Origin of the sequence: Pseudomonas bharatica (assembly GCF_048586865.1) — a bacterium.
In the GTDB taxonomy this organism is placed as follows: Bacteria; Pseudomonadota; Gammaproteobacteria; order Pseudomonadales; family Pseudomonadaceae; genus Aquipseudomonas; species Aquipseudomonas bharatica.
Window position 1 is genome coordinate 123,698 of the sequence record NZ_JBMAWR010000003.1, and the last position, 24,903, is coordinate 148,600.

Consider the following 24,903-nt stretch of genomic DNA (forward strand, 5'->3'; position numbering starts at 1 on the left):
GGACCTTGTCGCTGCAGGGGTATCTACCCCTGGTAATGACTCGGCAGATGCCCGACGACCCGCTTGAAGGTCTGCGAGAACGCACTCGGGCTCTGGTAACCATGCTCCAGCGCCACTTCCAGCACCGAGGCGCCGCTGCCCAGGCGCTGCATGGCCAGGACCATGCGCACGCGGGTGCGCCAGTCGCCGAAGCTGGTTCCCAGCTCGCGCTGGAACAGGCGGGCCAGGGTCCGGCTGCTCATGTTCAATTGCCGGGCCCAGTCCTCCAGCCCGGCTTCGCTCGCCGGACGGGCGATCACCTGGTTGCACAGGCGCTGCAGGCGCGGGTCGGCGGGCATTGCCAGATGCAGGGCGACGGCCTGCGCACCGTGCATTTCCACCAGCAGCAGCTCATGGATGCACTGCCGGCGGTATGGGTTGTCGGCTTGCGAAGGCAGGCCGCTGGCGGCCACCAGCAACTCGCGCATCAACGGCGTGACGCTGATCAACTGGCACTGCTCACCGCCCCATGGCCAGGTCGAGGCGGGCATGAACAGGGTGCGCATGCTGACCTGGCCAAGCATGCGGATCTGGTGCTCGATGCCCGGCGGCACCCACAGTGCATGGCCTGCCGGCACTACCCAGTGCGTACCTGCCGCGCCCACCAGCATGACCCCGCTGATACCGTGGATCAGCTGCGCCTGGGCATGGCAGTGGGGCAGGATCTCTTCGCCATCCTGGTGATCGAAAGCCAGTGCTTCCAGGGCCAGGGCGCAGGTCATGTGGACTCCTTGCTGGAAAGGGTGGTGGACAGGCCATTGTAGGCTGTCGAGTCGAGCGGTTATTTCTATTTATTGCACAAAAAGCCGTTGAGCAGCAGGGATCACTGGCTTTACGACTTTTTGCGCAATAAACGAAATTTTTCCGCCTTCGGTCGCCGGACGTGGAACGATCCGGGTCCGGCGCGCTTCATATTGATGGATGAACGAAACACGGCCGGGGCCTCTACAGGATGAAAATAAGCCACGGCAACCCTTTGGACGGTTGCACCACGCTTTCGCCAGGCTTTATCGACAATGGCGGCATCATGAGTGATCTATTGCAGACGCTGGATTGGCGAAGCTCGCCGCTGGGTCCTCCGCACGCCTGGTCGGCGGGGCTGCAAGCGACCATGAGCCTGATGCTCCCGGCCAAGGCGCAGATCGTGCTGTTCTGGGGGCCGCAGTACGTGGCCCTGTATAACGAAGCCTACGTGCCGACCATCGGTGCCAAGCATCCCCACGCCCTTGGCCGCCCTGCCATCGAACACTGGAGCGAGCTATGGGACGACCTCGAGCCGCTGTTGCGCGGCGTGCGCGAAACCGGCCAGACCTTCTCCGCCACCGACCGGCCGTTCTATATCGAACGCAGCGGCTTCGGCGAGACGGCCTGGTTCGATGTGTCCTATTCGGCAGTGCGCGAGAGTGACGGCAGCGTGGGCGGGGTGTTGTGCATCGTCACCGAGACCACACGGCGCGTGCAGTTCCAGCGGCGCCAGGCTTTTCTCCTGGAACTCGGCGAGGTCCTGCGCGGGCTCGACGACGCCGAGGCGATCCGCGACCATGCGACCCGCCGTTTGCAGCAGGAACTGGACGCCTCCTGCGTGTGCTTCGACGAGGACCCCGCGCGCTTTTCCGTTCCGGCCAGCCTGCAGGTGCCGGTGCTGCGGGCGGGTGAACTGCAGGCCATGCTCAGTGTGGAGTTCGCCCGGCCCCGGGTACTGTGCGAGGACGAATGCCTGCTGGTAGAGGAGTGTGCCCGGCAGACCTGGGATGCCATGAGCCATGCCCGCGCGCAACGTGACCTGCAGGCGGCCTTCGCCGAGATGAAGGCTCTGAATGAAAGCCTGGAGGAGCGGGTCGGCGCCATCCTTGCCGAGCGAGAGGCGGCCATCGTCGAGCTGCATGAAGCGCGCAAGATGGAGATGGTCGGCCAGCTCAGCGGCGGTATCGCTCACGATTTCAACAATATGCTCACGCCGATCATTGCCTCGCTGGAGTTGATCCAGCGCCGCCCCGATGACCTGCAACGCACCGCGCGCCTGACCCAGGGCGCATTGCAGGCGGCGGAGCGGGCGCGCAACCTGGTGGGGCGCCTGCTCAGCTTCGCCCGGCGCCAGACCCTGACCCCGCAGACCGTGGCGCTGGCAAGCCTGGTGGCGGAAATGCACGAGCTGATTGCCCACTCCCTGGGGCCGACCATACAGTTCGAGGTCGAGGTCGACGAATACCTGCCGACCGTGGTGGTCGATCCGCATCAACTGGAACTGGCGTTGCTCAATCTGGTGGTCAATGCCCGGGATGCCATGGAGCAGGGGGGGCGCCTGCGGATTTCCGCCGGGCCGGGCGAGCCGCCGGAGGGCGTACGCGGGCAACAGTTGTGGCTCAAGGTCAGCGACAGCGGCTGTGGCATGAGTGCCGATGTGCTGCGCCGTTGCGCCGAGCCGTTTTTCTCCACCAAGGGCGTAGGCCGCGGGACCGGGCTGGGCCTGTCCATGGTCCAAGGGCTGGCCGGGCAATCCGGTGGCGGCATGGAGGTCCGCTCCTGGCCGGGGCGTGGTACCGAGGTGACGCTTTGGCTGCCGGTGGGAACGGTGGAGCAGGAGGGGCAGGACGAGTTCGGTGACGCGGTGCCCATGGCCCGGCACCTGAACCGTGTGCTGCTGGTGGATGACGAGGAAATGGTCCGCAACGCCACGGCATTGCAACTGCGCGATCTCGGCTACAAGGTCACCGAAGCCGACGGCCCGGCCCAGGCGCGGCGCCTGATCGAGGCGGGGCTGGAGCTGGATATCCTGGTGACCGACCAGATCATGGCCGATGAAACCGGCAGCCGCTTCGCCCACGACCTGCGCCAATGGCGGGCGGACCTGCCGGTGTTGATCATCACCGGCTACGCCAACCTGCCACCCCAGGCATTGCATGAGTTCGAAGTGTTGCGCAAGCCGTTCCGGCGGCTGGAGCTGGCCAGGAGCCTGGCCCGTTTGCTGGGCAGCGGCTGATGTCCTGGCGTTTCACGCCCGGGTCAAACAATCTGAACACCTGCCGAACGCCTCCTGTCCCAACCTTTACCGACCCGAACGATAAAGGAGGCAGTACATGTCCAGCACCGTAGGCGACTTTCTCGTGGAACGGCTCAGCCAATGGGGTGTGAAGCGCATCTTCGGCTACCCCGGCGATGGCATCAACGGCGTGTTCGGGGCGCTGCGGCGCTCCGGCAAGATCGAGTTCGTGCAGTGCCGCCACGAGGAAATGGCCGCCTTCATGGCCAGCGCCCACGCCAAGTTCACCGGGGAGCTGGGGGTGTGCATCGCCACCTCGGGGCCCGGCGCATCGCACCTGGTCACCGGGCTGTACGACGCGCGCCTGGACCATATGCCGGTCCTCGCCATCTGCGGCCAGCAGGCCCGTACCGCGCTGGGCGGGCATTACCAGCAGGAAGTCGACCTGGTGTCGCTGTTCAAGGATGTGGCCGGGGCGTTCGTCCAGCAGGCGTCGGCGCCGTCCCAGGTGCGCCATCTGCTGGATCGTGCGGTGCGCACCGCAGTGGGCGAGCGCAAGGTGACGGCGTTGATCCTGCCCAACGACCTGCAGGAATTGCCTTATGAAGAGCCGGCCCGCGCCCATGGCACCCTGCATTCCGGCCTTGGCTACCGTCGGCCGCGGGTCCTGCCGCGGGAAGACGACCTGGCGGCTGCGGCGAAGCTGCTTAACGAGGGAAGCAAGGTCGCCATCCTGGTCGGCGCCGGTGCCCTGGGGGCCAGCGAGCAGGTCAGGCAACTGGCCGACAAGCTCGGTGCAGGGGTTGCCAAGGCGCTGCTGGGCAAGGCCGTCCTGTCCGATGACCTGCCCTGGGTCACCGGTTGCATCGGTCTGCTCGGCACCGAGCCGAGCCTGAAGCTGATGAACGAATGCGACACCTTGCTGATGATCGGGTCGGGCTTCCCCTATGCCGAATTCCTGCCCAAGGAAGGCCAGGCCCGGGGCGTGCAGATCGATATCGAGCCGAACATGCTCGGCCTGCGTTACCCGATGGAAATCAACCTGGTGGGCGATGCTGCCGACACCCTCGATGCGCTGCTGCCGCTGATCGAGCAGAAGGGCGAACGGCGCTGGCGCAAGAAGATCGAGGGCTGGCGCAAGGCCTGGGACAGCAAGCTGGAGAAGCGTGCGCTGAGCAAGGCCGACCCGGTCAATCCGCAGCGCGTGGTGTATGAACTATCGCCGCGCCTGCCGGACCACTCGATCGTCACCAGCGACTCCGGTTCCTGCGCCAACTGGTTCGCCCGCGACCTGCGGATCCGTCCGGGCATGCGCTGCTCGCTGTCCGGCGGGCTGGCCTCGATGGGGGCCGCGGTGCCTTACGCCATTGCCGCCAAGTTCGCCCATCCGCAGCAGGCGGTGGTGGCGCTGGTGGGAGATGGCGCGATGCAGATGAACAACCTCGCCGAGCTGATCACGGTCGCCAAGTACTGGCGCCAGTGGGGCAACGGGCGCTGGATCTGTGCCGTGTTCAATAACCAGGACCTGAACCAGGTGACCTGGGAGCAGCGGGTGATGGAGGGTGATCCGAAGTACGTGGCGAGCCAGGCGATACCGGATGTGCCGTATCACCTGTTCGCCATTTCCATTGGCTTGAAAGGTATCTGCGTCGAGCGCGAGGAAGACGTGGCCCCGGCCTGGGAGCAGGCGCTGGCCAGCGATGTGCCGGTGCTCATCGAGTTTCGCACCGACCCGGATGTTCCGCCGTTGCCGCCGCACATCAACCTCAAGCAGGCCCGGCAGTTCGCCGGGGCGCTGTTGCAGGGGGATCCGGATGGCGTAGGGGTGATCCGGCAGACGGCGAGGCAGTTGGTGAGCAGTGTCTTGCCGAAGAAGTGAGGTGAGTACGAGGGCCTCATCGCCGGCAACGCCGGCTCCCACAGGTGTGGGAGCCGGCGTTGCCGGCGATGAGGCCCTGAAAATCAACAGAGCATCATCAGACCAGGCGCTCCCGACTGAACACCCCATCCACCAATCGCAACACTTCCAGCGGATTTCCATCCCTCAGCGCCTCGGGCAACAAGGCATCCGGATAATTCTGGAAGCACACCGGCCGCAGGAAGCGCTCGATCGCCAGCGTTCCCACCGACGTTCCGCGGCTATCGGAGGTCGCCGGATAGGGCCCTCCATGGACCATGGCATCGCAGACTTCGACCCCGGTCGGGTAGCCATTGACCAGTACCCGCCCGACCTTTTCCTGCAACAGTTCACCCAGCCAGGCATGGGCCAGCAGCTCGTCCGGCTCGCCGATCAATGTCGCCGTCAGTTGCCCGCGCAGCGCCTGGATCGCTGCGCGCAGTTGCGCGGTGTCCTCGACTTCGATCACCACGGTTGCCGGCCCGAATACTTCTTCCTGCAGCAGTTCATCGCCCTCCAGCAACAATCGCACATTCGCCGCGAACAGCTGCGGCTGCGCTTGCCCGTCGCCCTGCGCGGCCCCGGCCAGATGACGCACGCCGGGATGCCCGTGCAAATGCTCCAGCCCCTTGCGATAGCTGGCCAGGGTGCCGCGATTGAGCATGGTCTGCGCCGGCTGTTCGGCCATCTGCACCTTGAGCTGCTCGACGAACGCAGTGAACTGCGCCGAGCGCAGGCCGATGATCAGTCCCGGATTGGTACAGAACTGCCCGCAGCCGAGGGTCACCGAGGCTGCCAGTTCCCGAGCGAGGGTGTCGCCGCGGGTGCGCAGCGCGTCCGGCAACAGGATCACCGGGTTGATGCTGGACATCTCGGCGAACACCGGGATCGGCTGTGGCCGTTCGGCGGCCAGGCGGCACAGGGCGTTGCCGCCGCGCAGCGAGCCGGTAAAGCCCACGGCCTGGATCGCCGCGTGCTTGACCAGCCATTCGCCAACCCCTCCGCCGTAGACCATGTTGAAGACACCGGCCGGCATGCCGGTGCGCTCCGCCGCGCGGAGGATGGCATCGGCCACCGCTTCGGCGGTGGCCATATGGCCGCTGTGGGCCTTGACCACCACCGGGCATCCCGCCGCCAGCGCCGCGGCGGTATCGCCGCCGGCGGTAGAGAAGGCCAGGGGGAAGTTGCTGGCACCGAACACGGCAACCGGGCCGATACCGATGCGCATCTGCCGCAGGTCCACGCGCGGCAGCGGCTGGCGATCGGGCAGGGCGCGGTCGATCCGCGCACCGAGGAAATCACCGCGGCGCAGCACCTTGGCGAACAGGCGCATCTGCCCGCTGGTACGTCCGCGCTCGCCCTGGATACGTGCGGCGGGCAGGGCGGTTTCGCGGCAGACCATGGCGACGAAGGCATCGTCCAGGGCGTCCAGTTCGTCGGCGATGGCATCGAGGAACTGCGCACGCCGCTCCGGCGTCAGGTTGCGATAGGCCGGGAAGGCTGCCGCAGCTGCGCGCGCCGCTGCATCGACCTCCGCCTCGGTGGCCTGGCAGAACTCGCCAGGCAGGGCTTCGCCGGTGCTGGCGTCGAGGCTCTGCAGGCGGATATCGCCCTGCGCCGAGCGCTGTCCGCCAATGTAGTTGTGACCGAGGATCATGGGTTGCTCCTAAGCGGTAAAACGGAAAATCAGGTGATGGCGCCGATCTGCCACGGCACGAACTCGTTCTGTCCGTAGCCGTGCTGCTCGCTCTTGCTGCGTTGGCCCGAGGCGATCGCCAGCATCAGGCGGTAGATGTGCTCGCCGCGTTCTTCGATGGTCATGCTGCCGTCGGCGATGCCGCCGCAATTCACGTCCATGTCTTCCTCCTGGGTTTCCCACAGGCGGGTATTGGTCGCCAGCTTGATCGACGGCGAGGGCGCGCAACCGTAGGCCGAGCCGCGCCCGGTGGTGAAGGCGATCAGGTTGGCGCCACCGGCAACCTGGCCGGTGGCGGAGATCGGGTCATAGCCGGGGGTGTCCATGAACACCAGGCCATGGGCGCGTACCGGTTCGGCGTATTGGTAGACATCCACCAGGTCACTGGAGCCGGCCTTGGCCACGGCGCCGAGGGACTTTTCCAGGATGGTGGTCAGGCCGCCGGCCTTGTTGCCGGCGGACGGGTTGTTGTTCAGCTCGGCGCCCATGCGCTGGCAGTAGGCCTCCCACCACTGGATGCGGGCGATGAGTTTCTCGCCCACGGCCTGGCTGACCGCACGACGGGTCAGCAGGTGCTCGGCACCATAGATCTCCGGGGTTTCCGAGAGGATCGCGGTGCCGCCGGCCGCCACCAGGCGGTCCACCGCATTGCCCAGCGCCGGGTTGGCGGTGATCCCGGAATAGCCATCGGAGCCGCCGCATTGCAGGCCGACGGTGAGGTGGCGGACGCTGACCGGTTCGCGCTGCACCGCATTGGCCTCGGCCAGCAGCGACTTGACCTGGGCGATGCCGCTGGCGATGGTTTTCGAGGTGCCGCCGGTGCCCTGGATGGTGAAGGTGCGCAGGGTATTGCAGCTTTCCAGGCCCTGGGCCGCGAGCAGGTCGGGGATCTGGTTGGTCTCGCAGCCCAGGCCGATCATCAGCACCGAGTGGAAATTGGCGTGCACCGCGTAGCCGCCCAGGGTGCGCTGGAGCATCGCCAGGGCCTCGCCACCCGGGTCCACGGCGCAACCGACGCCGTGGGTCAGGGCGACCACGCCATCGACATTGGGGTAGTCGGCCAGCGCCTCGGGATGGATATCGCGGCGGAAATGGTCGGCGATGGCCCGGGCCACGGTGGCCGAACAGTTCACCGACGTCAGGATGCCGATATAGTTTCGCGTGGCGACCCGGCCATCGGCGCGGACGATGCCCATGAAGCTGTCCTCGACGGGCGTCTGCACGCCCTTGGCATCGACGCCGAACGCGTAGTCGCGACTGAAGTCGCCCATGGCCAGGTTATGCACGTGGACATGCTGGCCGACGCCGATGGCCTGGCTGGCAAAGCCGATGATCTGCCCGTAGCGGCGCAGCGGCTCGCCCACGGCTATGTCCCGGGCGGCGATCTTGTGCCCGGCCGGTACCGGCTCGCGCACGCGGATGCCTTCGGGCAGTTCCAGGCCTTCGGTCAGCGGCTGGCGGGCGATCAGCACATCGTCCAGCGGGTTGAGCCGGATCACGGCCAGGGCAGCGCGTTCGCTGCCCGTTGTTGTAATCAGTTGCATGACGGTTTACCTCGGATAACAGCGCGGGCTCAGGCCAGCCCACGCTCGCGATAGTCGATCAGGCCGGAGAACAGCATCAGGCCGAAGGCCATGACCACGAAGAAAATCAGGGCCAGGAAATAGGAGCCGGTGAACTGCACGATCAGGCCGATCAGGATCGGCACGATCACCCCGACCATGTTGCCGCAGAAGTTCATGCTGCCACCCAGCACGCCGGCCTTGGACTTGCCGCCGAGAATGGCCGGCAGGCACCAGTACATGCCGCACCAGCGGATGAAGAACAGCGCCACGCAGAGCAGGGCGATCACCCGCGCGGCATCCGGGGTGTAGGCCACCAGCAGGATGCACAGGGCGGCGACCGCGGCGGAGCCGGCGAACATGCTGCGCATCACGGTGTTCGGCTGGCCGCCGTTGGTCCGCCATTTATCGGCGATCCAGCCGCCGACCAGCTCGCCGACGAAGCCGCACATGAAGATCAGGAAGGTCGCCCCGCCCATGGCCTTGATATCCAGGTTGTGGCTCTGGTGCAGGTAGCTCGGCATCCAGGTCAGCAGGCCGTAGAACACGCTGTTGTAGCAGGCATAGCCGGCGAACATGCACAGTACCGAGCGGCTTTTCAGCAGTTCCTTGAGCACCGCCTTGCGGTTGCCGCCGGTCGTGCTCGCGGCGTCGTTGGCCTGGGTGATGTAGTCCAGCTCGGCCTTGTTCACCAGCGGGTGTTCGCTGGGGTGGTTGCGGATGTACCACCAGGCCCAGACGCCGACCACCACGGTGCCGACGCCGGCAATGATGAAGGCGATGCGCCAGGAGTCGAACCAGGTGATCAGCCCGGCGATGATGATCGCCCCGAAGGCGGTGCCCAGCGGTGCGCCGCCGTCAACCAGGGTGGCACCGCGCCCGCGTTCGTTGGGTGTCAGCCAGGAGCCGTTGAGCTTGGCCCCGGCCGGCATGATCGGCGACTCGGCCACGCCCAGGCCGACCCGGGTGATCAGCAGGGTGATCCAGTTATGGGCGAAGCCGCCAAGGGCCTGGAAAGCGCCCCAGCCGACGGTGGCGACGCCGACGATATTGCGCACCTGGAAGCGGTCCAGAAGCATGCCGCTGGGAATCTGCATCAACGCGTAGGACCAGAAGAACGCGCTGAGGATCAGGCCTTCCAGGGCCGGAGTCAGTTCGAACTCGGCGGAAATCAATGGCAGGGCCACCGACAGCGAAGCGCGGTCGATGTAGTTGATCGCCGCCAGCAACAGCAGGATCAGGAAGATGCGCCAGCGCACGTTGCTCGGACGTGTGCTGTCGGCGCCGGCGAGGGCGGGCGAGGGCGCCGCCGGGAAGGGGCTGTTCTTCATGCTCATCTCACTCTTATGTTTGTTATGAAATGCCGGGTGGCGCCTCCCTGCGCCGGGTGGGTCGGGTTCAGAGGGCCTGCACGGCGCCCGGTGCCAGCGGTTCGGCGGCCTGGCCCACGGTATTGCGCAGCGGCGCGCCGAACTCGGCCAGGCTGATTTCGAACACATCGCCCGGCTCGGTCCTGACCTGGTCGGCAAAGGACAGGGTGGCGGTGCCGAAGAAATGGATATGCACGTCGCCCGGGCGCAGGAACTGCGGGTACTTGAAATGGTGGTACTCGAGGTTCTCCAGCGAGTGGCACATGTTGTCCTCGCCGCTGAGGAAAGGTTTTTCCCACAGTACCTTGTCGCCACGGCGGATCCGGCTCACGCCTTCGAGATGGCGCGGCAGTTCGCCCACCCGCAGCTCCGGGCCGTAGGCGCAATTGCGCAGTTTCGAATGGGCCAGGTACAGGTAGCTGCGGCGTTCCATCACATGGTCGGAAAACTCGTTGCCGATGGCGAAGCCCAGGCGGTATGGCTGGCCATCATCGGCGATCACGTAGAGGCCGGCCAGTTCCGGTTCCTCGCCAGCGTCTTCGGCGAAGGCCGGGCTGCGCAATGCCTGGCCGGGGCGGACCACGGTGGAGCCGTCGCCCTTGTAGAACCACTCCGGCTGGGCGCCGACGCTGCCGGCCGCCGGACGACCGCCCTCGATGCCCCACTGGAACATGCGCGCGGTATCGGTCAGGGCAGCGGCATCGTCGATCTTCTGCTGGTGCATCTTGTCCCGGGTCGAAGCGCTGCCCAGGTGGGTCAGGCCGGTGCCGCTGACCAGGCAGTGGGCCGGATCCTCGTGGTCCAGCGGCGGCAGGACCCGGCACTCGTCCAGGGCCACGGAATAACTTTCAGTAACGTCATCCAGGCCCCGGGCCAGCACCTCGGCCGTGAGGCTGCGCTGGTTGCGAATCGCGGCCAGGGCCAGTTCGCGCATATGGCTGGTTGCGCGGACCGGCTGGATCAGGTCGCCCTCGACCACGCCCACGTGGCGCCGGGCGGTTGCGGTTTCGAATTGGATCAGACGCATGGGGGCTCCATGATTGTGTGTTCTTGTGGAGGATCGCTGGGGCCACTTTAAAATTCCCGGACGATGCTGCCTAATGACAGCTATTGACCCTGTGATAACTTTTGGTGATCCCCCGTGCTGCCATCCTTGAGTTCCATGGCCTCGCGCCTGCGCCTGCGGCAACTGCGCCTGCTGATCTGTCTCGACGAACTGGGCTCGATCCACAAGGCGGCCGACGCCATGTCGATCACCCAGCCAGGAGCGACCAAGGCCCTCAACGAGATCGAATCGACCCTGGGCGCGGTGCTGTTCGAGCGTACCAGCAAGGGCCTGGAGGCCAACGACCTTGGGCGCTGCGTGGTGCGCTACGCGCGGCTGATCAGCACCGACCTGGCCCATTTGCGTGAGGAAATGCTCGGGATCATGCAGGGGCACGGCGGGCGGCTGTCGGTGGGCACCATCATGGGCGCGGTGCCGATGCTGGTCGAGGGGCTGGCACGGCTGCGCGAGGAGCAGCCGGACCTGTCGGTGACCGTGGTCGAGGACACCAGCGACCGCCTGCTCAGCCTGCTCGACCAAGGGCGCCTGGATGTGGTGATCTGCCGGACCAGCGTCAGCCGGCGGCCGGATGCCTATGACAGCCGGGTCCGGCACCAGGAGCGACTGGTGCTGGTGGCCAACCCGGAGCACGCCCTGGCCGGTAGCGAGCAGCTCGACCTGGCGCAACTGGCGGATTCGCGCTGGGTGGTGTTCCCGGTGAACATGCCGATGCGCCTGACCCTGGAGCGGGAGTTTCGCGAGGCGGGGCTGAATTTCCCGCAGTACCCGATCGAAACCTCCTCGACCTTCACCACCTTGTCCTTGTTGCGCCAGGACCCGGGCCTGCTGGCGGTGATGCCCTGGGACGTGGCGCGGGTGGCGGTGGAGCACGGGATGCTGGTGCAGTTGCCGTTGCAATTGAGATCGCGCAGCGAGCCGTACGAGGTGGTGACGCGGCGCGGGGTGGAACTGAGCGGGCCGGGGCGGGTGCTGGTGGATATCCTCATGATTGACCGTTGACCTCGGGGGCATCATCGCTGGCAAGCCAGCTCCCACAGGTTTCAGCGGCGCCGCGGATGAGCTGTGGGGCTGGCTTGCCAGCGATAGGGCCCTTGAGAACACAGCGGATGCCATGTTAAAGACTTCCCCCCGGATCCAGGACAGCCCCATGTACTATTCCACCCTCTACCCGTCCCCCGTCGGCACCCTGCAACTGGCCGCCAGCGACAGCCATCTGCTGGGCCTGTGGATGGTCGGCCAGAAGTACTTCGGCGGCAGTGCTCCCGGCACCCTTGAGCCCAACGACAACCTGCCGTTCTTCCGCGAAGTGCGCGACTGGCTCGACCAGTACTTCGCCGGCCGCCAGCCCGCCGTCGCCGACCTTCCCATGGCCCCGATCGGCAGCGATTTCCGCAAGGCCGTGTGGGCCCTGCTCTGTGAAATACCCTACGGCGGCACCACCACCTACGGCGAGATCGCCAAGGCCGTGGCCCTGCGCAGCGGCCTGGCGAGCATGTCCAGCCAGGCCGTGGGCGGGGCAGTGGGGCATAACCCGATATCCATCATCATTCCGTGCCATCGGGTGATCGGCAGCGATGGCAGCCTGACCGGCTACGCCGGGGGCATCGAAAAGAAGATCCACCTGCTGGAGCACGAAGGTGCGTTGTCCTCGCTGTTCTACACGCCGCGCCGCGGTACGGCGCTGTAGGCGGCGAAAACTGAACCCGTGGCGGCCATGCGCTGCCGAACCAAGGACCTGCAAACGATCCGTCGAGGAGGGCTTTTCATGTCAGACACCCCTTACACCCCGCCCAGGGTCTGGACCTGGGACAAGGCCAGCGGTGGCCAGTTCGCCAATATCAACCGCCCGATCGCCGGCCCGACCCACGAGCGTGAATTGCCCCGGGGCCGCCATCCGCTGCAGTTGTATTCCCTGGCCACGCCCAACGGCGTCAAGGTCGGGATCATGCTCGAAGAGCTGCTCGCCGCCGGCTTCAAGGATGCCGAGTACGACGCCTGGCTGATCCGCATCGGCGAAGGCGACCAGTTCGGCAGCGGCTTTGTCGAACTCAATCCCAACTCGAAGATCCCGGCCCTGCTGGACACCCGCCAGAACCCGCCTGTGCGCCTGTTCGAGTCGGGCTCGATCCTGCTGTACCTCGCCGACTCTTTCGGCGCCTTCATCCCCAAGGACCCGGCCAAGCGCGCCGAATGCCTGAACTGGCTGTTCTGGCAGATGAGCGGCGCCGGGTTCGTCGGCGGCGGTTTCGGGCATTTCTTCGCCTATGCGCCGGAGAAGTTCGAATACCCGATCAACCGCTACACCATGGAGGTCAAGCGCCTGCTCGACGTGCTGGACCGACAGTTGGCGGAACACCGCTATGTCGCCGGGGACGAATACAGCATTGCCGACATGGCCTGCTGGCCGTGGTTTGGCGAGATGCTGCGCAACAAGGTCTACGGCGCGGCGGAATTCCTCGATGCGCCCAGCTACACCCATGTACTGCGCTGGGCCAACGAGATCGCCGAGCGTCCGGCGGTCAAGCGCGGGGCACGGGTCAACCGGACCTGGGGCGAGGAATCGGAACGTTTGCCGGAGCGGCATGCGGCGAGTGATTTCGACTGAACTGCCGGTGGTTCCAGGGGCGTGGGCCAGGTTTTTTGGGCCTGCCCAAAGCCCTGTAGGAGCTGGCTTGCCTGCGAAGGACCGCGCTAGCGGTCCCAAAAACCGGTTTCTCAAGGTCTGCGTGCTCCACCCATATGGCAGCAAACCCGCTCATACAATGTGCGCGTTGTCCTTTCGGGCTTGCCTAATTTCATATTGAAATAAGAATGATTCGCTATTAATGTGCCCCCGTATTTCAGCCGTTCTGGCTCCGGAGGGGGTGCCATGTCGCTGCATGAAGCGGATTCCATCGTTCCTTTCGACGTGCTCTACGGCACCCACCACGGCTGGCTCAACGGTTGGCTGCGGCGTTCGGTCGGCTGTTCGCAGCAGGCCGCCGACCTGGCCCAGGATACGTTCGTGCGCTTGCTGGTGCGCAACCAGCCGGTGACCAACCGTTCGCCCCGGGCCCTGCTGGCGCGTATTGCCCGTGGCCTGGTGATCGATCACTGGCGTCGCGATGCCCTGGAACGTGCCTACCTCGAAACCCTGTCCCATCTGCCGCAAGCCTGCCACCCCTCGCCGGAAGTCCGCCATGAAGCCCTGCAGTGCCTGGAGCGCATCGCGCAGATGCTCGAAGGCCTGAAGCCGGCGGTGCGCGAAGCCTTCCTGCTGTACCAGCTCGGCGGCCTGACCTACACCCGGATCGCCGAGCAACTGGGGGTGTCCAGCCGTACCGTGGAGCGGCATGTCGCCCATGCCCTGCTGCACTGCTACCGCCTGTGCTTCGAGACGCCATCATGAGTCGCCTGCCGGAAAACGTGGTGCGTGCCGCCATCGACTGGCAGATGCGCCTGCGCGGCAACCCCGAACTGCAGGCCCCGTTCAATGAATGGTTGCGCCGCGACCCTCGTCATCAACTGGCCTGGCAACGCCTGCAGCAGATGGCCGGGATGTTCCAGGCTAGTCAGTTGCCGCGGGCCGAGCAGAGTATCCCGTTGCTCCAGCGCGCCTCGGCCGACCTCAGCCGGCGACGCATGCTGAAGATGCTCGGGCTGGTCGCTGGAGGTACCGCGCTGGCGACAGTGAGCGCGCCACCGACCTGGCATCCCGGCTATGTCACCGGCCTCGGCGAGCGCCGGCAGATCGAACTGGGCAACGGTACCCAGGTCACCCTCAACGGCGACAGCTCGGTGGACGTGCAGGGCGGTGAGCTGTTGCTGCGCTCCGGCGAGGTGCTGGTGGACGGTGCGCGTTGGCAGGCGCGCTGCCGCTTCGCCGAATGCAGCGGCCGTGAGGCCCGGGTGGCGCTGCGCGAGCGCGATGGCTACAGCGAGATCCGCGTCGATCGCGGCGAGGTGCTGGTGACGTCGCCGGTCGGCCAGCGCCGCTTGCAGGCGGGCGAGGGGCTGGGGGCGTCGGCGTCGGCGCTGACGGAGCTGGGCAAGAGCCGCCTCGATCCGTTCGCCTGGAGCCGTGGGCTGCTGGTGGTCAACGATATGCCATTGGGTGAGTTCCTCGCCGAGGCCGGGCGCTATCGACACGGCTGGCTGGGCTGCGACGAGCGAATTGCCGACCTGCGCCTGTCCGGCGTTTTCCGCCTGGATGAGCCGGCCTCGCTGCTGGACAACATCAGCCATCTGCTGCCAGTGAAAGTGGTGGAGCGCACCCGCTGGTGGGTGCGGGTAGTGCCGGCATAGCGGCCGGGCAGAATTTTTTGTCGGACTTCATGGACTCGTCCGGTTATGGGCTATCACTTCCCTTATTGGATCCCTGAATGCGCCGCCCAAGCCCTCCATCGATTCCCTCGCAGCCCCGTTTCCTGTCCCGCGCCGTGTGCCTGGCGCTGGCCCTGGGCAGCGCTGTCGCCAACTTGCCGGCCCGGGCCGAAAACCCGGTCGCCCCGGCCGTGGCTGCCGGCCCGCTGGCCCAGGCCCTGAGCAGTTTCGCCGAGCGCTCCGGGATCACCCTGTCGTTCGCCCCCGATGACGTGCGTGGCCTGAGCACTTCCGGCCTCGGCGGTGGCGGCTCATTGGAGGAGGGCCTGAACCGGCTGCTCGCGGGCAGCGGCCTGGTCGCGCGCAAGACCGCCTCCGGTTATGTGGTACTGCGCGATGGCGAAGCTGGCCTGCAGTTGGCGCCAACCAGCATCGAAAGCACCTCGGTGCAGAGCGCCTTCGCCCCGGTGCCGGGTTATTTCGCCAGCAATGCCAGCAGTGCGACCAAGAGCGACCGGCCCATCCTGGAGACCGCGCAGAGCATCAGCGTGGTCACCGCCGAGCAGATCAACGACCGCAAGGTCAACAAGGTCGAGGATGCCGTAGCCTACAGTGCCGGGGTGCGGGTCGGCAGTTCGGGCCTGGACCCGCGCTTCGACAATATCCAGGTGCGCGGCTTCGAGACCACCATCGCCGCCGACTTCCTCGATGGCCTGCGCCAGCCCGGCAGCGGCTGGCTGTCGCTGTATTCCACCGAAGCCTACGCGCTGGAGCGCATCGAAATACTCAAGGGCCCGGCCTCGGTGCTCTACGGCCAGATCAGCCCCGGCGGCATGGTCAACCGGGTCAGCAAGCGCCCGAGCCTGCTGGCCAGGAATGAAGTGCAGGTTCAGGCCGGCAGCTATGACCACCGGCAAGGCCAGTTCGATATCGGCGGTCAGCTGGACGAGGCGGGTGACGTGCTGTTCCGCAGCGTTGGCCTGTACCGCGATTCCGGCTATTCGGTCGAGCAGATGGACAACGACTCGCGCCTGCTGGCGCCGTCCCTGAGCTGGCAGATCGACCCGGACACCAGCCTGACCCTGCTGGCGCAATACCAGGAGCGGCAGACCGCCGCTTCGCCGATGATGCTCCAGGAAGGCGACCACCTGACCCATTTCTGGCAGGGCGACGAATACTTCGACAAGCTGCACCAGCGCCAGTGGACCTTCGGCTACGAGTTCGAGCACGCCTTCAACGAAACCTTCAGCCTCCAGCAGAACCTGCGCTACGGCCAGGTCAGCACCACCAACCAGTACCTGCAGCCGACCTCGATCACCGCCGGGCATATCCTCGACCGCTATGCGGTGGGCGTGTACGAGGACATGAACTCGCTGTCCACCGACACACGCCTGGTCAGCCGCTTCTCCACCGGCAACCTGCACCACACCCTGGTCAGCGGCGTCGACTATGCCTGGCTGGACACCTCGTTGCTCTACGCCATGGGCCCGGCGCCCACCCTCGATCGCTGGAACCCGGATTACCACCAGCCGGTAGCCAGGCCGACTTCGCCGCTGGCCGACCAGGATGGCCTGGAGCATCGCATGGGCGCCTACGTTCAGGACCAGATCGAGCTCGACCAGTGGCGGCTGTCCGCCGGCCTGCGCCGCGACTGGGTGCATGTACGGCGCGACGACAACCTGACCGACATCAACAGCACCACCAGCGATTCGGCCACCACCGGCCAGCTCGGCGTGCTCTATCTGTTCGATAACGGCGTGGCACCCTATGCCAGCTTCGCCACCTCGTTCCTGCCGGTCAGCGGCGTGAACGCCAGCGGCCAGCCGTACAAGCCTACCGAGGGCAAGCAGTATGAAGTCGGGGTGAAATACCAGCCGCCAGGCAGCAGCACCCTGCTCACCGCCTCGCTGTACCACCTGACCCAGAGCAACGTGCAGACCCGCGACCTGGTCAACCCGCTGAACAACCTGCAGACCGGCGAGCAGGTGTCCCGCGGGCTCGAGTTGGAAGCGGTATCGGACGTCAACGACCGCCTGCGCCTGACTGCCAGCTATGCCTTCAACGACGCGGAGGTGACCAAGGGCAACAACGGCGACCAGGGCAAGGTGCCGAAGAACGTGCCGCGCCACCTGGCCTCGCTGTGGCTGGACTACAGGCTGCCGTTCGGCTTCGGCATATCCGGCGGCGCTCGCTATACCGGCAGCACCTATGGAGATGCCGCCAACCGGGTGAAGAACGAGGGCTACACCCTGGTCGATGCCGGCGTGCACTACGACTTCGGTGGTGGACTGGACGGCGTGCGGGTGGGCGTCAATGCCCGCAACCTGTTCGACGAGCGCTTCATCAATTGCCAGGACGGCTACTGCTACCGTGGTGAAGCGCGCAGCGTGGTCACCAGCCTCAGCTATCGCTGGTAACGAGGGGAAAACATATGCTGCGTAACTGGATGATGAGCCTTGCGGTGCTGCTGTTCAGTGGTCTGGCCCGGGCTGAACCGGTGACCCTGGATGGCACCGAACAATGGACGATGCACAGTGCCGAAGGCCGCGAATACCGCATCATGGTCAGCCTGCCCGAGGGTGATGTGCCCTGGACCGGCGGCTACCCGGTGATCTACCTGCTCGACGGCAATGCCTACTTCCCGGCCTTCCATGCCGCCAAGCGTGCCCAGGACCGGCTGCGCGGGGCGGTGCTGGTGGGGATCGGCTATCCGAGCGACACCCCGCTGGATTTCGTGCGCCGCGCCTATGACCTGTCGCCGCCGGCCCCGGCCGAGCGCAACAAGCCGCCACAGGGCGGGCAGGACGTGTTTCTCGACTTCATCGAGAAGCGCCTGATGCCCAGGGTCAACGAACGCTTCAAGGTCGACCAGGACCAGCGCAGCCTGGTCGGCCACTCGTTCGGCGGGATGTTCGCCATCTACACCCTGTTCACCCGGCCCGGGCTGTTCCAGCACTACGTTGCGATCAGCCCGAGCCTGTGGTGGCAGGATCGTTTCCTGCTGGCCCATGAACGGGCCTTCACCGCCAAGGCCCATGCCGGCAAGCTGGACCTGATCCACCGCAGCCTGAGCCTGAGCGTCGGCGACCGGGAAATGCCCCAGGAGATCCAGGATGTACGCTCGCTGCAATTGCGTCTGGAAAACCTCTCGCAGTACGGACTGCGCAGCGACCTGCAGATCGAGGCGGGCGAGGATCACGCGGCGATTCCGTTCCGCGTGCCGAACCGGGTGCTGGACGAGTTGATGAGTACGCGGCGCTACTGAACCTTTCACGATTGTCATCCGCGCCTCACCTTGGCGTTAGCTGCACCTGCATAGACTGGCCAGCAACAGGACCCCTTTCCCTGGGCGTCCGAAAACGTTCGAGGTGTGTGATGCGGATGCTCAAGGTAATGGCGGTGGCGGGTTTGGTGTCGGCGCTGGCCGGGACGGCACAGGCGGCTGATGGCATGCAGCGGATCCAGGATTTCCAGGCCAGGTTCCAGGCCGAGCAGGACCGGCTGTGGGGTGACCGGGACAAGGAGCAGCAGGTGGTGAAGCAGGACAAGGCTGACAAGAAGGCGGATGGTTGAATATCACTCGTTGACTCAACGCGGACCTTGTGGGAGCGGGTTTACCCGCGATTGCTGTAGTGAAGTCACTATAGCAATCGCGGGTAAACCCGCTCCCACAGGGTCCGCGTTGCGCTTTGGATGTTGTTAGAACGGTACCGCCACGGTCAACTGGCTATACACATTGGTCCCGTTCCCGCCCACCTGATTCCCCCCGTTCGTCTCATCCTTCTTCGGCTGGTACAGGCCGATCAGCGGGCTGACGATCAGGTGCTCGTTGACCGCCCATTCGACATAGAAATCCAGCTCGCGGGCATCGAGGTTAAGGGTGTCGCGGGTCCTCAGGGTATTGAAGTCGAAATACAGCGCGCCGACGGTGAGATTTTCCAGCGGCGTGGCCTTCAGGCCGACATGGTGGATGCCGGTGTTGCTGTTGAACGGGCCGGAGTAGTTGGCGGCCACTTCACCCTGGAACCAGGTGCCGTAGCCGGTGCTCAGGCCGGTGAACAGCGAATCCCAGCCCTGGGAATAACGGGTGTAGCGGTAGGTGACCTTGGGCGACCAGGCGACATCGGCGAAGGTATAGCCTGCCTCCGCGTACCAGGCTTTTTCCGGGCCTGCGTCCTTGTCCTGCCAGGCGTATTCGAAGGCGAAGCTGGCATTCTCGATGCCGCCGTTGCCTTCGCCGCGCAGGCTGTAGACGTCCATGTTCTCGCGTTCTTTCTGGAACTCGCTGGCCCATTGGTCGACCACGTCGAGGCCATGTACCCAGGTCAGGCCCAGGGTGCCGACGTCGGCGGTGTAGTCCAGGGTGCCCGCAGCCAGTTCGGTTTCGGCCTGGGCGCGGTTGTCGGACTTCAGCCAGACCACGCTACCGTGCAGCCCGTCCTGGCCTCCGAGTTTCAGCACCGCGGTGCGGTCGAAGGCATGACGGGCCGCCAGGTAGTAGGCGCCGCCACGGTTCAGTGCACCGTCGGCCGGGCCCTTGCCAAGGTTGGGGCCGTCGTCGTTGATCAGGAAGCCGCTGCCGAGCTTGACCACCTGGCGTCCTGCGGAGAAGTCCACGCCATCCTTGCCAAAGGCCGGGAACAGATCGCCCGAGCGCCAGCCCAGGAAAGCATCCTCGATCTTGGTCGTGCGTTCGGAGCCGTCGGTATTGCCTGCCGCGTCGCCATCACCCCAGGTCGCCGAGCTGACCAGGTTGAAAGTGCCGTACAGCGTGCCGTTGCCACCCAGGCCCTGGTCGCCGCTGACGCCGTACTTGATGAAGCCTTCGCGCCAGGTCGAGCCGCCGCGGGTGCCGTCGTAGTTCTTGCGGCTGTTGAACATGCCGTACACCGCGAGCATATCGGCGTTGAGGTGAGTGTCGTCGTCGGCGTACAGCTCGTAGGCCAGGGCCGGCTGGGCCGCGGCCAGGGTGACAAGGCTCAGGCCGACGGCCCGGGCCAGTGGTAACAGGCGGTGTTGCTTGTTCATGAATGCTCCCCGGTTCTTGTTGGCAGATCAGGGGCTATTAGGGCGCCGGGTGGCGGGGCAAGTCTTGTTCGTGGCTGCCAGTGCTCTTGACCGTAATGGCCAGTTCCAAGGCTTTGGGAGCAACTGTCTTTGGGTTGGGGCTGGTGCTGGATATCGGGTGTTGATCCATTTGCCGGGGTGACTCAGGATCGCCCGAGCAAACGGATCAACACACATATCCAGCACCAGCACCAGCCCCCAAAGGCCAAAGACCCAAGCCAGCTCACCAGCGACCGATCTCAAATACCCTGCAAGGCCAGCGTCGGCACATCGACGATGGTCGATCCCCCATCGGCTGCAATCACCGCCCCGGTAATGATCGACGCCTCGCTACCGATCAGGAACTGGCACAACGCGGCGATCTCGTCCGCCGTGGCCGGGCGGCGTAGCGGCACATTGGCGGTGACCCGGGCATAGGCGGCGTCGAGGTCTTCGTTGTAACGATCCATCAACGGCTGCATCTCGGCATCGGCCATCGGCGTACGCACCCAGCCCGGACAGACGCAATTGACCCGCACCCCCTGCGGCCCGAAATCCCGCGCCAGGGAGCGATTGAGCCCCACCAGCGCATGCTTGGCGGTGGTGTAGCCGCATACACCGGGGCCTGCCGCGAGGGAGGCGATGGAGCCAAGCAGGACGATGCTGCCGCGCCGTTCGATGAGTAAGGGCAAGCAGGCACGGGCGCTGTGGAAGGCGCTGTGCAGGTTGCTGCGCATGGCCGCTTCCCAGGCCGCGTCGTCGCTGTCCAGCGCCGTCCCCAGGCCATGCCCGCCGGCACAGCAGACCAGCGCATCGAGGCCGCCGAAGCGGGCGCGGATCTGCTCGACGAAGCCGTGCCAGGTGGCGCTGTCGGCGGCATCGCCGGCCAGCACCAGGGCGTTGCTGCCGTCCGCCACCCGTTCAAGCGCCTCGCGGCGCCGGCCAACCAGCACCAACTGGTCGCCGGCCGCCGCCAGGCGCCGCGCGCAGGCTTCGCCGATGCCGCTGCCGGCACCGGTCACCAGCACGGTGCGGCTCATTTGTCGTGGACCGTGGTGTTGATCAGGCTGCAGTACGACGCCACCGGGAAGTTGCTGAACGCCTCGAAGCCGCCCTCGGCATGGCCGAAGATCTTGCCGTCGCTGCGGTGGGCGCGCAGGTCGATCATCACCAGGCCCAGGGTCGGGATGATCTTTTCACGCCAGACGAACAGGTACAGCTCGTCGGCGATCTTGTAGTAGTGGCAGCGGTCGGTGTCGCACAGGCCTTGCTCGACGCCCTTGAGGCACTGCCAGGTATAGAAGTTCTCGTTGAGGTAGATGTGCTCGTATTCCTCGGTCGGGCTGTAGCGATACAGGTTGCGGATACCCACCAGTTCGGCGGTCGGTGCATGCGGGCAGGCGCCGTCCTGCCAGGGGCGGTCAAGGGTGCCGTGGAGGAATTGCGCGTCGACGCAGGTCAGCGGCTTACCGGCCAGGGCGCGGTGGAACATGCCTTCCCGGGTTTCCTCGGCCTCCGGCATGCTGCCGATAACTGCGGTGAACGACTGGCTCAGGGTGTCGAGTACCAGGGAAACCGACCAGGTCTGGCCGTTCTCGGTCTTGAGGAAGTCCACCAGCACTATCCCCGTGCGCACCGAGGTGGCGCGGTAGGGTGCGCTGCCGCTGGAGTGACCGTCGGCGGCGTGCCAGTGCAGTTGTTCGGCGTCGAAGCGGTGTTCGATGGACCAGCCATTGGCGAAATTGAGGGTCATGCGCTGCCCGGCCAGTTCGGCCAGTTGCGGCAGGATGAAGGCTTCAGGGGCGAAACCGTCGGCCAGGGCGCCTACGGAGATCCAGTCGGTATGGGTGGTCATGGGAGGTGGCTCGTTGTTGTTGATTGGAGCCGTGATAGTGCCGGGCAGGGCGGTCGGGGGGTATCAACCGGATGGTTGAGGTGGCGGCATGGCGTTGGTAGCGGATCTACCCTGACCCCCCTATGTGTTGCGCAGTGGTCAGGTATGCCACCAGGCGGGCTGGCAGTCTTCGAAGGCGTGGTATTCGGGCTCGAGCTCCGGGGCGGTCGGGTCGTCGAAGCCGCCGACCAGCAGGGCAATCACCGGCTCGTCGTCCACTGCACCGAGGGAGCTGCCACAGCGCGGGCAGAAGGCGCGGCTGGAATAATCCGAGGAGCGGTAGAGGGCAGGGGCGCCGCCTGGGCCGGTCCATTCGACTCGGTCCCGGGGGAATTCGACCCAGAGCGCGGTGAGGGCGCCGCTGTGCTGCTGGCAGTTGCGACAGGAGCAGGTGTGGGGCTTCTCGGCGGGGCCTTGGGCGCTGTAGCGGATGAAGCCGCAGAGGCAGCCGCCTTGGTAGGTGGTGGGCATGGGCAGTCCTTTGAACATTGGCCGGTGTGAATGTAGCAGGGACCTTGTGGGAGCGGGTTTACCCGCGATTGCAGTAGTGAATTAACCATCTTCATCGCGGGTGAACCCGCTCCCACGGGGCCCGCTTAGCCCTTGCGATCCTACAGGAACAACACCCCCACCAACTCCGTCCTGTTCCTCACTCCCACCTTGCGAAACAGGTTGATCAGGTGGGTCTTAACCGTCGGCAAACCCAGCTCCAGTTGCCGCGCCAGGGTCTTGTTGCAGGCTCCGTCGCGCAGCAGCAGGGCAATCTCCCGCTCCCTTGGCGTCAACCCGGCCAGCCGGTCTGGCACAGGGGCCGGCAACTGCCGCGCCGCCATCTGCATCAAGCCGTGCAGCGGCAACAGGCGCTCCAATTCCTCGACCCTGAACGCCCCCAGGGAGCCATCGCGCAACAGGGAGATCCCGGCAGTCAGCCGCCCTTCGACCCAGGCCGTGACTTCCACCACATCCACGACCTTGTGCTGGCGCAGGAAACCCAGGTATTCGCGGCCCAGCGCCGCATCCTGATGGGCCAGGCCCTGGCGCAGCGACACCACCGGCAGGCCGATCGCCTTGCAGTTACCGGGCTTGAGCGGATCGAGGTGACGGTAATGCTCGAGGTAGTGGCGGTGCATCGGCGGTTGCATGCCGAGCAGCTGGAAATCGCAGGCCAGCAGGTCTTCGTCCACCCGATAGAACGCGGCAAGGCTGGCCGGCACTTGCTGGCTGAACGCGTGCAGGCAGTAGCGGCCGAGCTCTTCGGTCGGTTGCTGACGCAGCATGTCGGTCATGGCGTCGGTTCCTCGGAGGTGGGTTCAGGTGCGCCACGGGTACGCAACGCTAGCTGCCAGAGGCAGTACAAGCTCAGCAGCGCTGCGGCGATCGCCATGGCCCAGGGCCCGCCGATATGGCCCGCGAGCATCCCGGCGAGCAGGCCGCCGATGGCGTCGAAGCCGAAGCGGGTCGAGGTGTAGATCGATACCACCCGACCGCGCAGCGCTTCCGGGGCCTGGCCTTGCAGAAGGATATTGGTGCCGACGTTGTTGATGGTCACGCCGAAACCGAGGATCAGCATCGCCAGCAGCGACAGCGGCAGGCTGCGGCTGCTGGCGAACAGCAGCAGGCCGAGGGCACTGGCGCAGGCGGAGAACAGGATCAGGCTGCGCAGGCGATCGGTGCCCTGGTGGCCGGCCAGCAGCACGGTAGACAGCAGCGAGCCGAGCCCGGCGGCGCCCCACAGCCAGCCCAGGGTTCGCGCGTCGCCGGTGAAGATATCGTGGACGAACACCGGCAGCAGCACGGCGTAGGTGGACGCGGTCAGGTTGACCATCAGCACCCCGAGCATCAGGCTGCGCAACGACGGCGAGTGCAGCACGTAGTCGAGCCCCTCGCGGAACATGTGGCGCATGCTGCCGCTGGCCTTTTCCCCGGGCGCGAGGCGGATCAGTTGCAGGCCGAGGATCAGTCCGCCATAGGACAGTGCATTCAGGGCAAAGCACAGCGCCTCTCCGGTCAATGCCAGGAGCAGGCCGGCCAGTGGCGGGCCGATGAAGCGCGAGCAAGTGAAGAGCATGGCGTTGAGGGCCAGGGCGTTGGGCAGGTCGGCGCGGTCGTCCACCAGGCGGCTGAGCAAGGACTGGCGCAACGGTGTGTCCACCGCATTGAGGATCCCCAGGGTGGCGGCCAGGGTCACGATCAGGCCCGGGGTGATCAGCTCGAGGCCGGTCAGCACTGCCAGCAACAGGGCCTGGGCCGCGAGCAGGGCTTCGACCTTCATCAGCAGGCTGCGCTTGTCGTGGCGGTCGATCCAGGCGCCGGCGATCGGGCCTACCAGCAACTGTGGGAGCAGGGTGGCGCAGGTGGTGATGCCCAGCAGCGCTGCCGAGCCGGTCAGGCGATAGACCAGCCAGGACAGGGCCACGGTCTGCATCCAGGTGCCGAGCGTGGATACCGCATGACCGGCGAAGTACAGGCGGAAATTGCGATGATGCAGGGCCCGCAACACGGCGGGCCAGCGGTTCGGGCGGGTTTGTTGCTCAACTTTCACGTTCGCGCACGCCATGGCCGAGGGAAGAATGGGCCTGTCGGACTTTACCCGCTTGCGCGCGCGGCGTCTTGACCCAGCCTGTCGAAGGCATGCGTCTGCCTGCCAGGATCGCGACATTCCTGGCAGCGACGATCAAATGCCCGGCACCCGGGTGCAAGACGGCGCCGGCACAATCCGGTCAACTCGCTGTTTTTCACTGGCAGACGGTGGGCACTGATGTTTTTCAGGAACGATCATTGGGTGCGGGAGCTGGAGTCCTTGCTGGTGCGGGTCGGCCACGGGGAGCCTTGGGACGGGATGGACGCGCCGCACCTGCAGCGACACCCGGCCGTGCTCGCGGCCCTGCGCGACCTGGCAGTGGCGCGTCAGCAGCAGCGGCGCCAGCTCGACGAAGCACACGCCCTCGCCAGCGAGTCGCGCCAGCAGGCCGAGCAGGCCACGGAACAGGGCCAGCGTGCCGAGGCCGAGCTGGTTCGCCTGGAACAGCGTTGCAGCGACCTGGCGGCGTG

The 24,903-nt window shown here is 66.0% G+C and carries 21 protein-coding genes; 10 read left to right on the forward strand and 11 right to left on the reverse strand.

Annotation, left to right across the window (positions count from 1 at the left end):
• Positions 1 to 23: 23 nt before the first annotated feature.
• Positions 24 to 761 (reverse strand): AraC family transcriptional regulator, encoded by a 738-nt coding sequence (locus ACKLLE_RS05545; RefSeq protein ID WP_420057116.1) that lies wholly within the window; start codon positions 759 to 761, stop codon positions 24 to 26.
• A 305-nt stretch (positions 762 to 1,066) separates the two neighbouring features.
• On the opposite strand from ACKLLE_RS05545, the gene ACKLLE_RS05550 reads away from it, so the two are divergent.
• Positions 1,067 to 3,019, forward strand: coding sequence for an ATP-binding protein (locus ACKLLE_RS05550; RefSeq protein WP_420057117.1), 1,953 nt, complete (start codon positions 1,067 to 1,069; stop codon positions 3,017 to 3,019).
• A gap of 97 nt (positions 3,020 to 3,116) precedes the next feature.
• Complete coding sequence (locus tag ACKLLE_RS05555) at positions 3,117 to 4,898, forward strand: thiamine pyrophosphate-requiring protein (RefSeq protein ID WP_420057118.1); 1,782 nt, start codon at positions 3,117 to 3,119, stop codon at positions 4,896 to 4,898.
• A 97-nt stretch (positions 4,899 to 4,995) separates the two neighbouring features.
• Here the strand turns inward: ACKLLE_RS05555 and ACKLLE_RS05560 are convergent, their stop codons facing one another.
• From ACKLLE_RS05560 to araD1, 4 genes are all read right to left on the reverse strand, one after another.
• Positions 4,996 to 6,573 (reverse strand): aldehyde dehydrogenase (NADP(+)), encoded by a 1,578-nt coding sequence (locus ACKLLE_RS05560; RefSeq protein WP_420057119.1) that lies wholly within the window; start codon positions 6,571 to 6,573, stop codon positions 4,996 to 4,998.
• A 29-nt stretch (positions 6,574 to 6,602) separates the two neighbouring features.
• Complete coding sequence (locus ACKLLE_RS05565; RefSeq protein WP_009398886.1) at positions 6,603 to 8,156, reverse strand: UxaA family hydrolase; 1,554 nt, start codon at positions 8,154 to 8,156, stop codon at positions 6,603 to 6,605.
• 29 nt (positions 8,157 to 8,185) lie between these two features.
• Positions 8,186 to 9,505: an MFS transporter gene (locus tag ACKLLE_RS05570; RefSeq protein WP_420057120.1), complete on the reverse strand. Its 1,320-nt coding sequence runs from the start codon at positions 9,503 to 9,505 to the stop codon at positions 8,186 to 8,188.
• Between the two features lie 67 nt (positions 9,506 to 9,572).
• Positions 9,573 to 10,571 carry an AraD1 family protein gene (gene araD1, locus ACKLLE_RS05575; RefSeq protein ID WP_420057121.1) on the reverse strand — a complete coding sequence of 333 codons (999 nt, stop codon included), beginning with the start codon at positions 10,569 to 10,571 and terminating at the stop codon, positions 9,573 to 9,575.
• 114 nt (positions 10,572 to 10,685) lie between these two features.
• On the opposite strand from araD1, the gene ACKLLE_RS05580 reads away from it, so the two are divergent.
• The 8 genes from ACKLLE_RS05580 (at position 10,686) to ACKLLE_RS05615 (ending at position 18,485) form a co-directional block, all read left to right on the forward strand.
• Entirely contained in the window at positions 10,686 to 11,609 is a 924-nt protein-coding gene (locus ACKLLE_RS05580; RefSeq protein WP_420057123.1) for a LysR family transcriptional regulator, read from the forward strand.
• 148 nt (positions 11,610 to 11,757) lie between these two features.
• Positions 11,758 to 12,297, forward strand: a complete 540-nt coding sequence (locus tag ACKLLE_RS05585) for a methylated-DNA--[protein]-cysteine S-methyltransferase (RefSeq protein WP_420057125.1) — start codon at positions 11,758 to 11,760, stop codon at positions 12,295 to 12,297.
• Positions 12,298 to 12,375: 78 nt separating this feature from the next.
• Positions 12,376 to 13,215: a glutathione-dependent disulfide-bond oxidoreductase gene (yghU, locus tag ACKLLE_RS05590; RefSeq protein ID WP_420057126.1), complete on the forward strand. Its 840-nt coding sequence runs from the start codon at positions 12,376 to 12,378 to the stop codon at positions 13,213 to 13,215.
• Positions 13,216 to 13,479: 264 nt separating this feature from the next.
• Complete coding sequence (locus ACKLLE_RS05595; RefSeq protein WP_420057127.1) at positions 13,480 to 13,998, forward strand: sigma-70 family RNA polymerase sigma factor; 519 nt, start codon at positions 13,480 to 13,482, stop codon at positions 13,996 to 13,998.
• The gene (locus ACKLLE_RS05600) at positions 13,995 to 14,894 is read left to right on the forward strand and encodes a DUF4880 domain-containing protein (protein ID WP_420057128.1); all 900 of its coding nucleotides are present in this window, start codon (positions 13,995 to 13,997) and stop codon (positions 14,892 to 14,894) included. Before ACKLLE_RS05595 ends, ACKLLE_RS05600 begins: the two co-directional genes overlap by 4 nt.
• 77 nt (positions 14,895 to 14,971) lie before the next feature.
• A complete protein-coding gene (locus tag ACKLLE_RS05605; protein ID WP_420057130.1) occupies positions 14,972 to 17,329 on the forward strand; it encodes a TonB-dependent siderophore receptor in 2,358 nt (785 codons plus the stop codon).
• Between the two features lie 14 nt (positions 17,330 to 17,343).
• On the forward strand, positions 17,344 to 18,177 hold the full coding sequence (locus ACKLLE_RS05610; RefSeq protein ID WP_420057131.1) for an alpha/beta hydrolase: 834 nt from the start codon (positions 17,344 to 17,346) through the stop codon (positions 18,175 to 18,177).
• Between the two features lie 116 nt (positions 18,178 to 18,293).
• Positions 18,294 to 18,485: a hypothetical protein gene (locus tag ACKLLE_RS05615; RefSeq protein WP_009407329.1), complete on the forward strand. Its 192-nt coding sequence runs from the start codon at positions 18,294 to 18,296 to the stop codon at positions 18,483 to 18,485.
• A gap of 126 nt (positions 18,486 to 18,611) precedes the next feature.
• Here the strand turns inward: ACKLLE_RS05615 and ACKLLE_RS05620 are convergent, their stop codons facing one another.
• From ACKLLE_RS05620 to ACKLLE_RS05645, 6 genes are all read right to left on the reverse strand, one after another.
• The gene (locus tag ACKLLE_RS05620; RefSeq protein WP_420057133.1) at positions 18,612 to 19,940 is read right to left on the reverse strand and encodes an alginate export family protein; all 1,329 of its coding nucleotides are present in this window, start codon (positions 19,938 to 19,940) and stop codon (positions 18,612 to 18,614) included.
• Positions 19,941 to 20,218: 278 nt separating this feature from the next.
• The gene (locus tag ACKLLE_RS05625; protein ID WP_420057134.1) at positions 20,219 to 20,998 is read right to left on the reverse strand and encodes an SDR family NAD(P)-dependent oxidoreductase; all 780 of its coding nucleotides are present in this window, start codon (positions 20,996 to 20,998) and stop codon (positions 20,219 to 20,221) included.
• On the reverse strand, positions 20,995 to 21,813 hold the full coding sequence (locus tag ACKLLE_RS05630) for a molybdenum cofactor biosynthesis F family protein (protein WP_420057135.1): 819 nt from the start codon (positions 21,811 to 21,813) through the stop codon (positions 20,995 to 20,997). Before ACKLLE_RS05630 ends, ACKLLE_RS05625 begins: the two co-directional genes overlap by 4 nt.
• A 138-nt stretch (positions 21,814 to 21,951) precedes the next feature.
• The gene (locus ACKLLE_RS05635; RefSeq protein WP_420057136.1) at positions 21,952 to 22,323 is read right to left on the reverse strand and encodes a GFA family protein; all 372 of its coding nucleotides are present in this window, start codon (positions 22,321 to 22,323) and stop codon (positions 21,952 to 21,954) included.
• Positions 22,324 to 22,463: 140 nt separating this feature from the next.
• The gene (locus ACKLLE_RS05640; protein WP_420057137.1) at positions 22,464 to 23,138 is read right to left on the reverse strand and encodes a helix-turn-helix transcriptional regulator; all 675 of its coding nucleotides are present in this window, start codon (positions 23,136 to 23,138) and stop codon (positions 22,464 to 22,466) included.
• Positions 23,135 to 24,394 (reverse strand): MFS transporter, encoded by a 1,260-nt coding sequence (locus tag ACKLLE_RS05645; RefSeq protein ID WP_420057138.1) that lies wholly within the window; start codon positions 24,392 to 24,394, stop codon positions 23,135 to 23,137. The genes ACKLLE_RS05640 and ACKLLE_RS05645 overlap by 4 nt, the downstream gene beginning before the upstream one ends.
• Positions 24,395 to 24,903 lie beyond the last annotated feature (509 nt).

What these genes read in the sequence shown, in the direction of transcription:
- ACKLLE_RS05545 (WP_420057116.1), bottom strand. Translation starts at nt 761, where the DNA reads ATGACCTGCGCCCTGGCCCTGGAAGCACTGGCTTTCGATCACCAGGAT.
- ACKLLE_RS05550 (WP_420057117.1), top strand. Translation starts at nt 1,067, where the DNA reads ATGAGTGATCTATTGCAGACGCTGGATTGGCGAAGCTCGCCGCTGGGT.
- ACKLLE_RS05555 (WP_420057118.1), top strand. Translation starts at nt 3,117, where the DNA reads ATGTCCAGCACCGTAGGCGACTTTCTCGTGGAACGGCTCAGCCAATGG.
- ACKLLE_RS05560 (WP_420057119.1), bottom strand. Translation starts at nt 6,573, where the DNA reads ATGATCCTCGGTCACAACTACATTGGCGGACAGCGCTCGGCGCAGGGC.
- ACKLLE_RS05565 (WP_009398886.1), bottom strand. Translation starts at nt 8,156, where the DNA reads ATGCAACTGATTACAACAACGGGCAGCGAACGCGCTGCCCTGGCCGTG.
- ACKLLE_RS05570 (WP_420057120.1), bottom strand. Translation starts at nt 9,505, where the DNA reads ATGAAGAACAGCCCCTTCCCGGCGGCGCCCTCGCCCGCCCTCGCCGGC.
- araD1 (WP_420057121.1), bottom strand. Translation starts at nt 10,571, where the DNA reads ATGCGTCTGATCCAATTCGAAACCGCAACCGCCCGGCGCCACGTGGGC.
- ACKLLE_RS05585 (WP_420057125.1), top strand. Translation starts at nt 11,758, where the DNA reads ATGTACTATTCCACCCTCTACCCGTCCCCCGTCGGCACCCTGCAACTG.
- yghU (WP_420057126.1), top strand. Translation starts at nt 12,376, where the DNA reads ATGTCAGACACCCCTTACACCCCGCCCAGGGTCTGGACCTGGGACAAG.
- ACKLLE_RS05595 (WP_420057127.1), top strand. Translation starts at nt 13,480, where the DNA reads ATGTCGCTGCATGAAGCGGATTCCATCGTTCCTTTCGACGTGCTCTAC.
- ACKLLE_RS05600 (WP_420057128.1), top strand. Translation starts at nt 13,995, where the DNA reads ATGAGTCGCCTGCCGGAAAACGTGGTGCGTGCCGCCATCGACTGGCAG.
- ACKLLE_RS05605 (WP_420057130.1), top strand. Translation starts at nt 14,972, where the DNA reads ATGCGCCGCCCAAGCCCTCCATCGATTCCCTCGCAGCCCCGTTTCCTG.
- ACKLLE_RS05610 (WP_420057131.1), top strand. Translation starts at nt 17,344, where the DNA reads ATGCTGCGTAACTGGATGATGAGCCTTGCGGTGCTGCTGTTCAGTGGT.
- ACKLLE_RS05615 (WP_009407329.1), top strand. Translation starts at nt 18,294, where the DNA reads ATGCTCAAGGTAATGGCGGTGGCGGGTTTGGTGTCGGCGCTGGCCGGG.
- ACKLLE_RS05620 (WP_420057133.1), bottom strand. Translation starts at nt 19,940, where the DNA reads ATGAACAAGCAACACCGCCTGTTACCACTGGCCCGGGCCGTCGGCCTG.
- ACKLLE_RS05625 (WP_420057134.1), bottom strand. Translation starts at nt 20,998, where the DNA reads ATGAGCCGCACCGTGCTGGTGACCGGTGCCGGCAGCGGCATCGGCGAA.
- ACKLLE_RS05630 (WP_420057135.1), bottom strand. Translation starts at nt 21,813, where the DNA reads ATGACCACCCATACCGACTGGATCTCCGTAGGCGCCCTGGCCGACGGT.
- ACKLLE_RS05635 (WP_420057136.1), bottom strand. Translation starts at nt 22,323, where the DNA reads ATGCCCACCACCTACCAAGGCGGCTGCCTCTGCGGCTTCATCCGCTAC.
- ACKLLE_RS05640 (WP_420057137.1), bottom strand. Translation starts at nt 23,138, where the DNA reads ATGACCGACATGCTGCGTCAGCAACCGACCGAAGAGCTCGGCCGCTAC.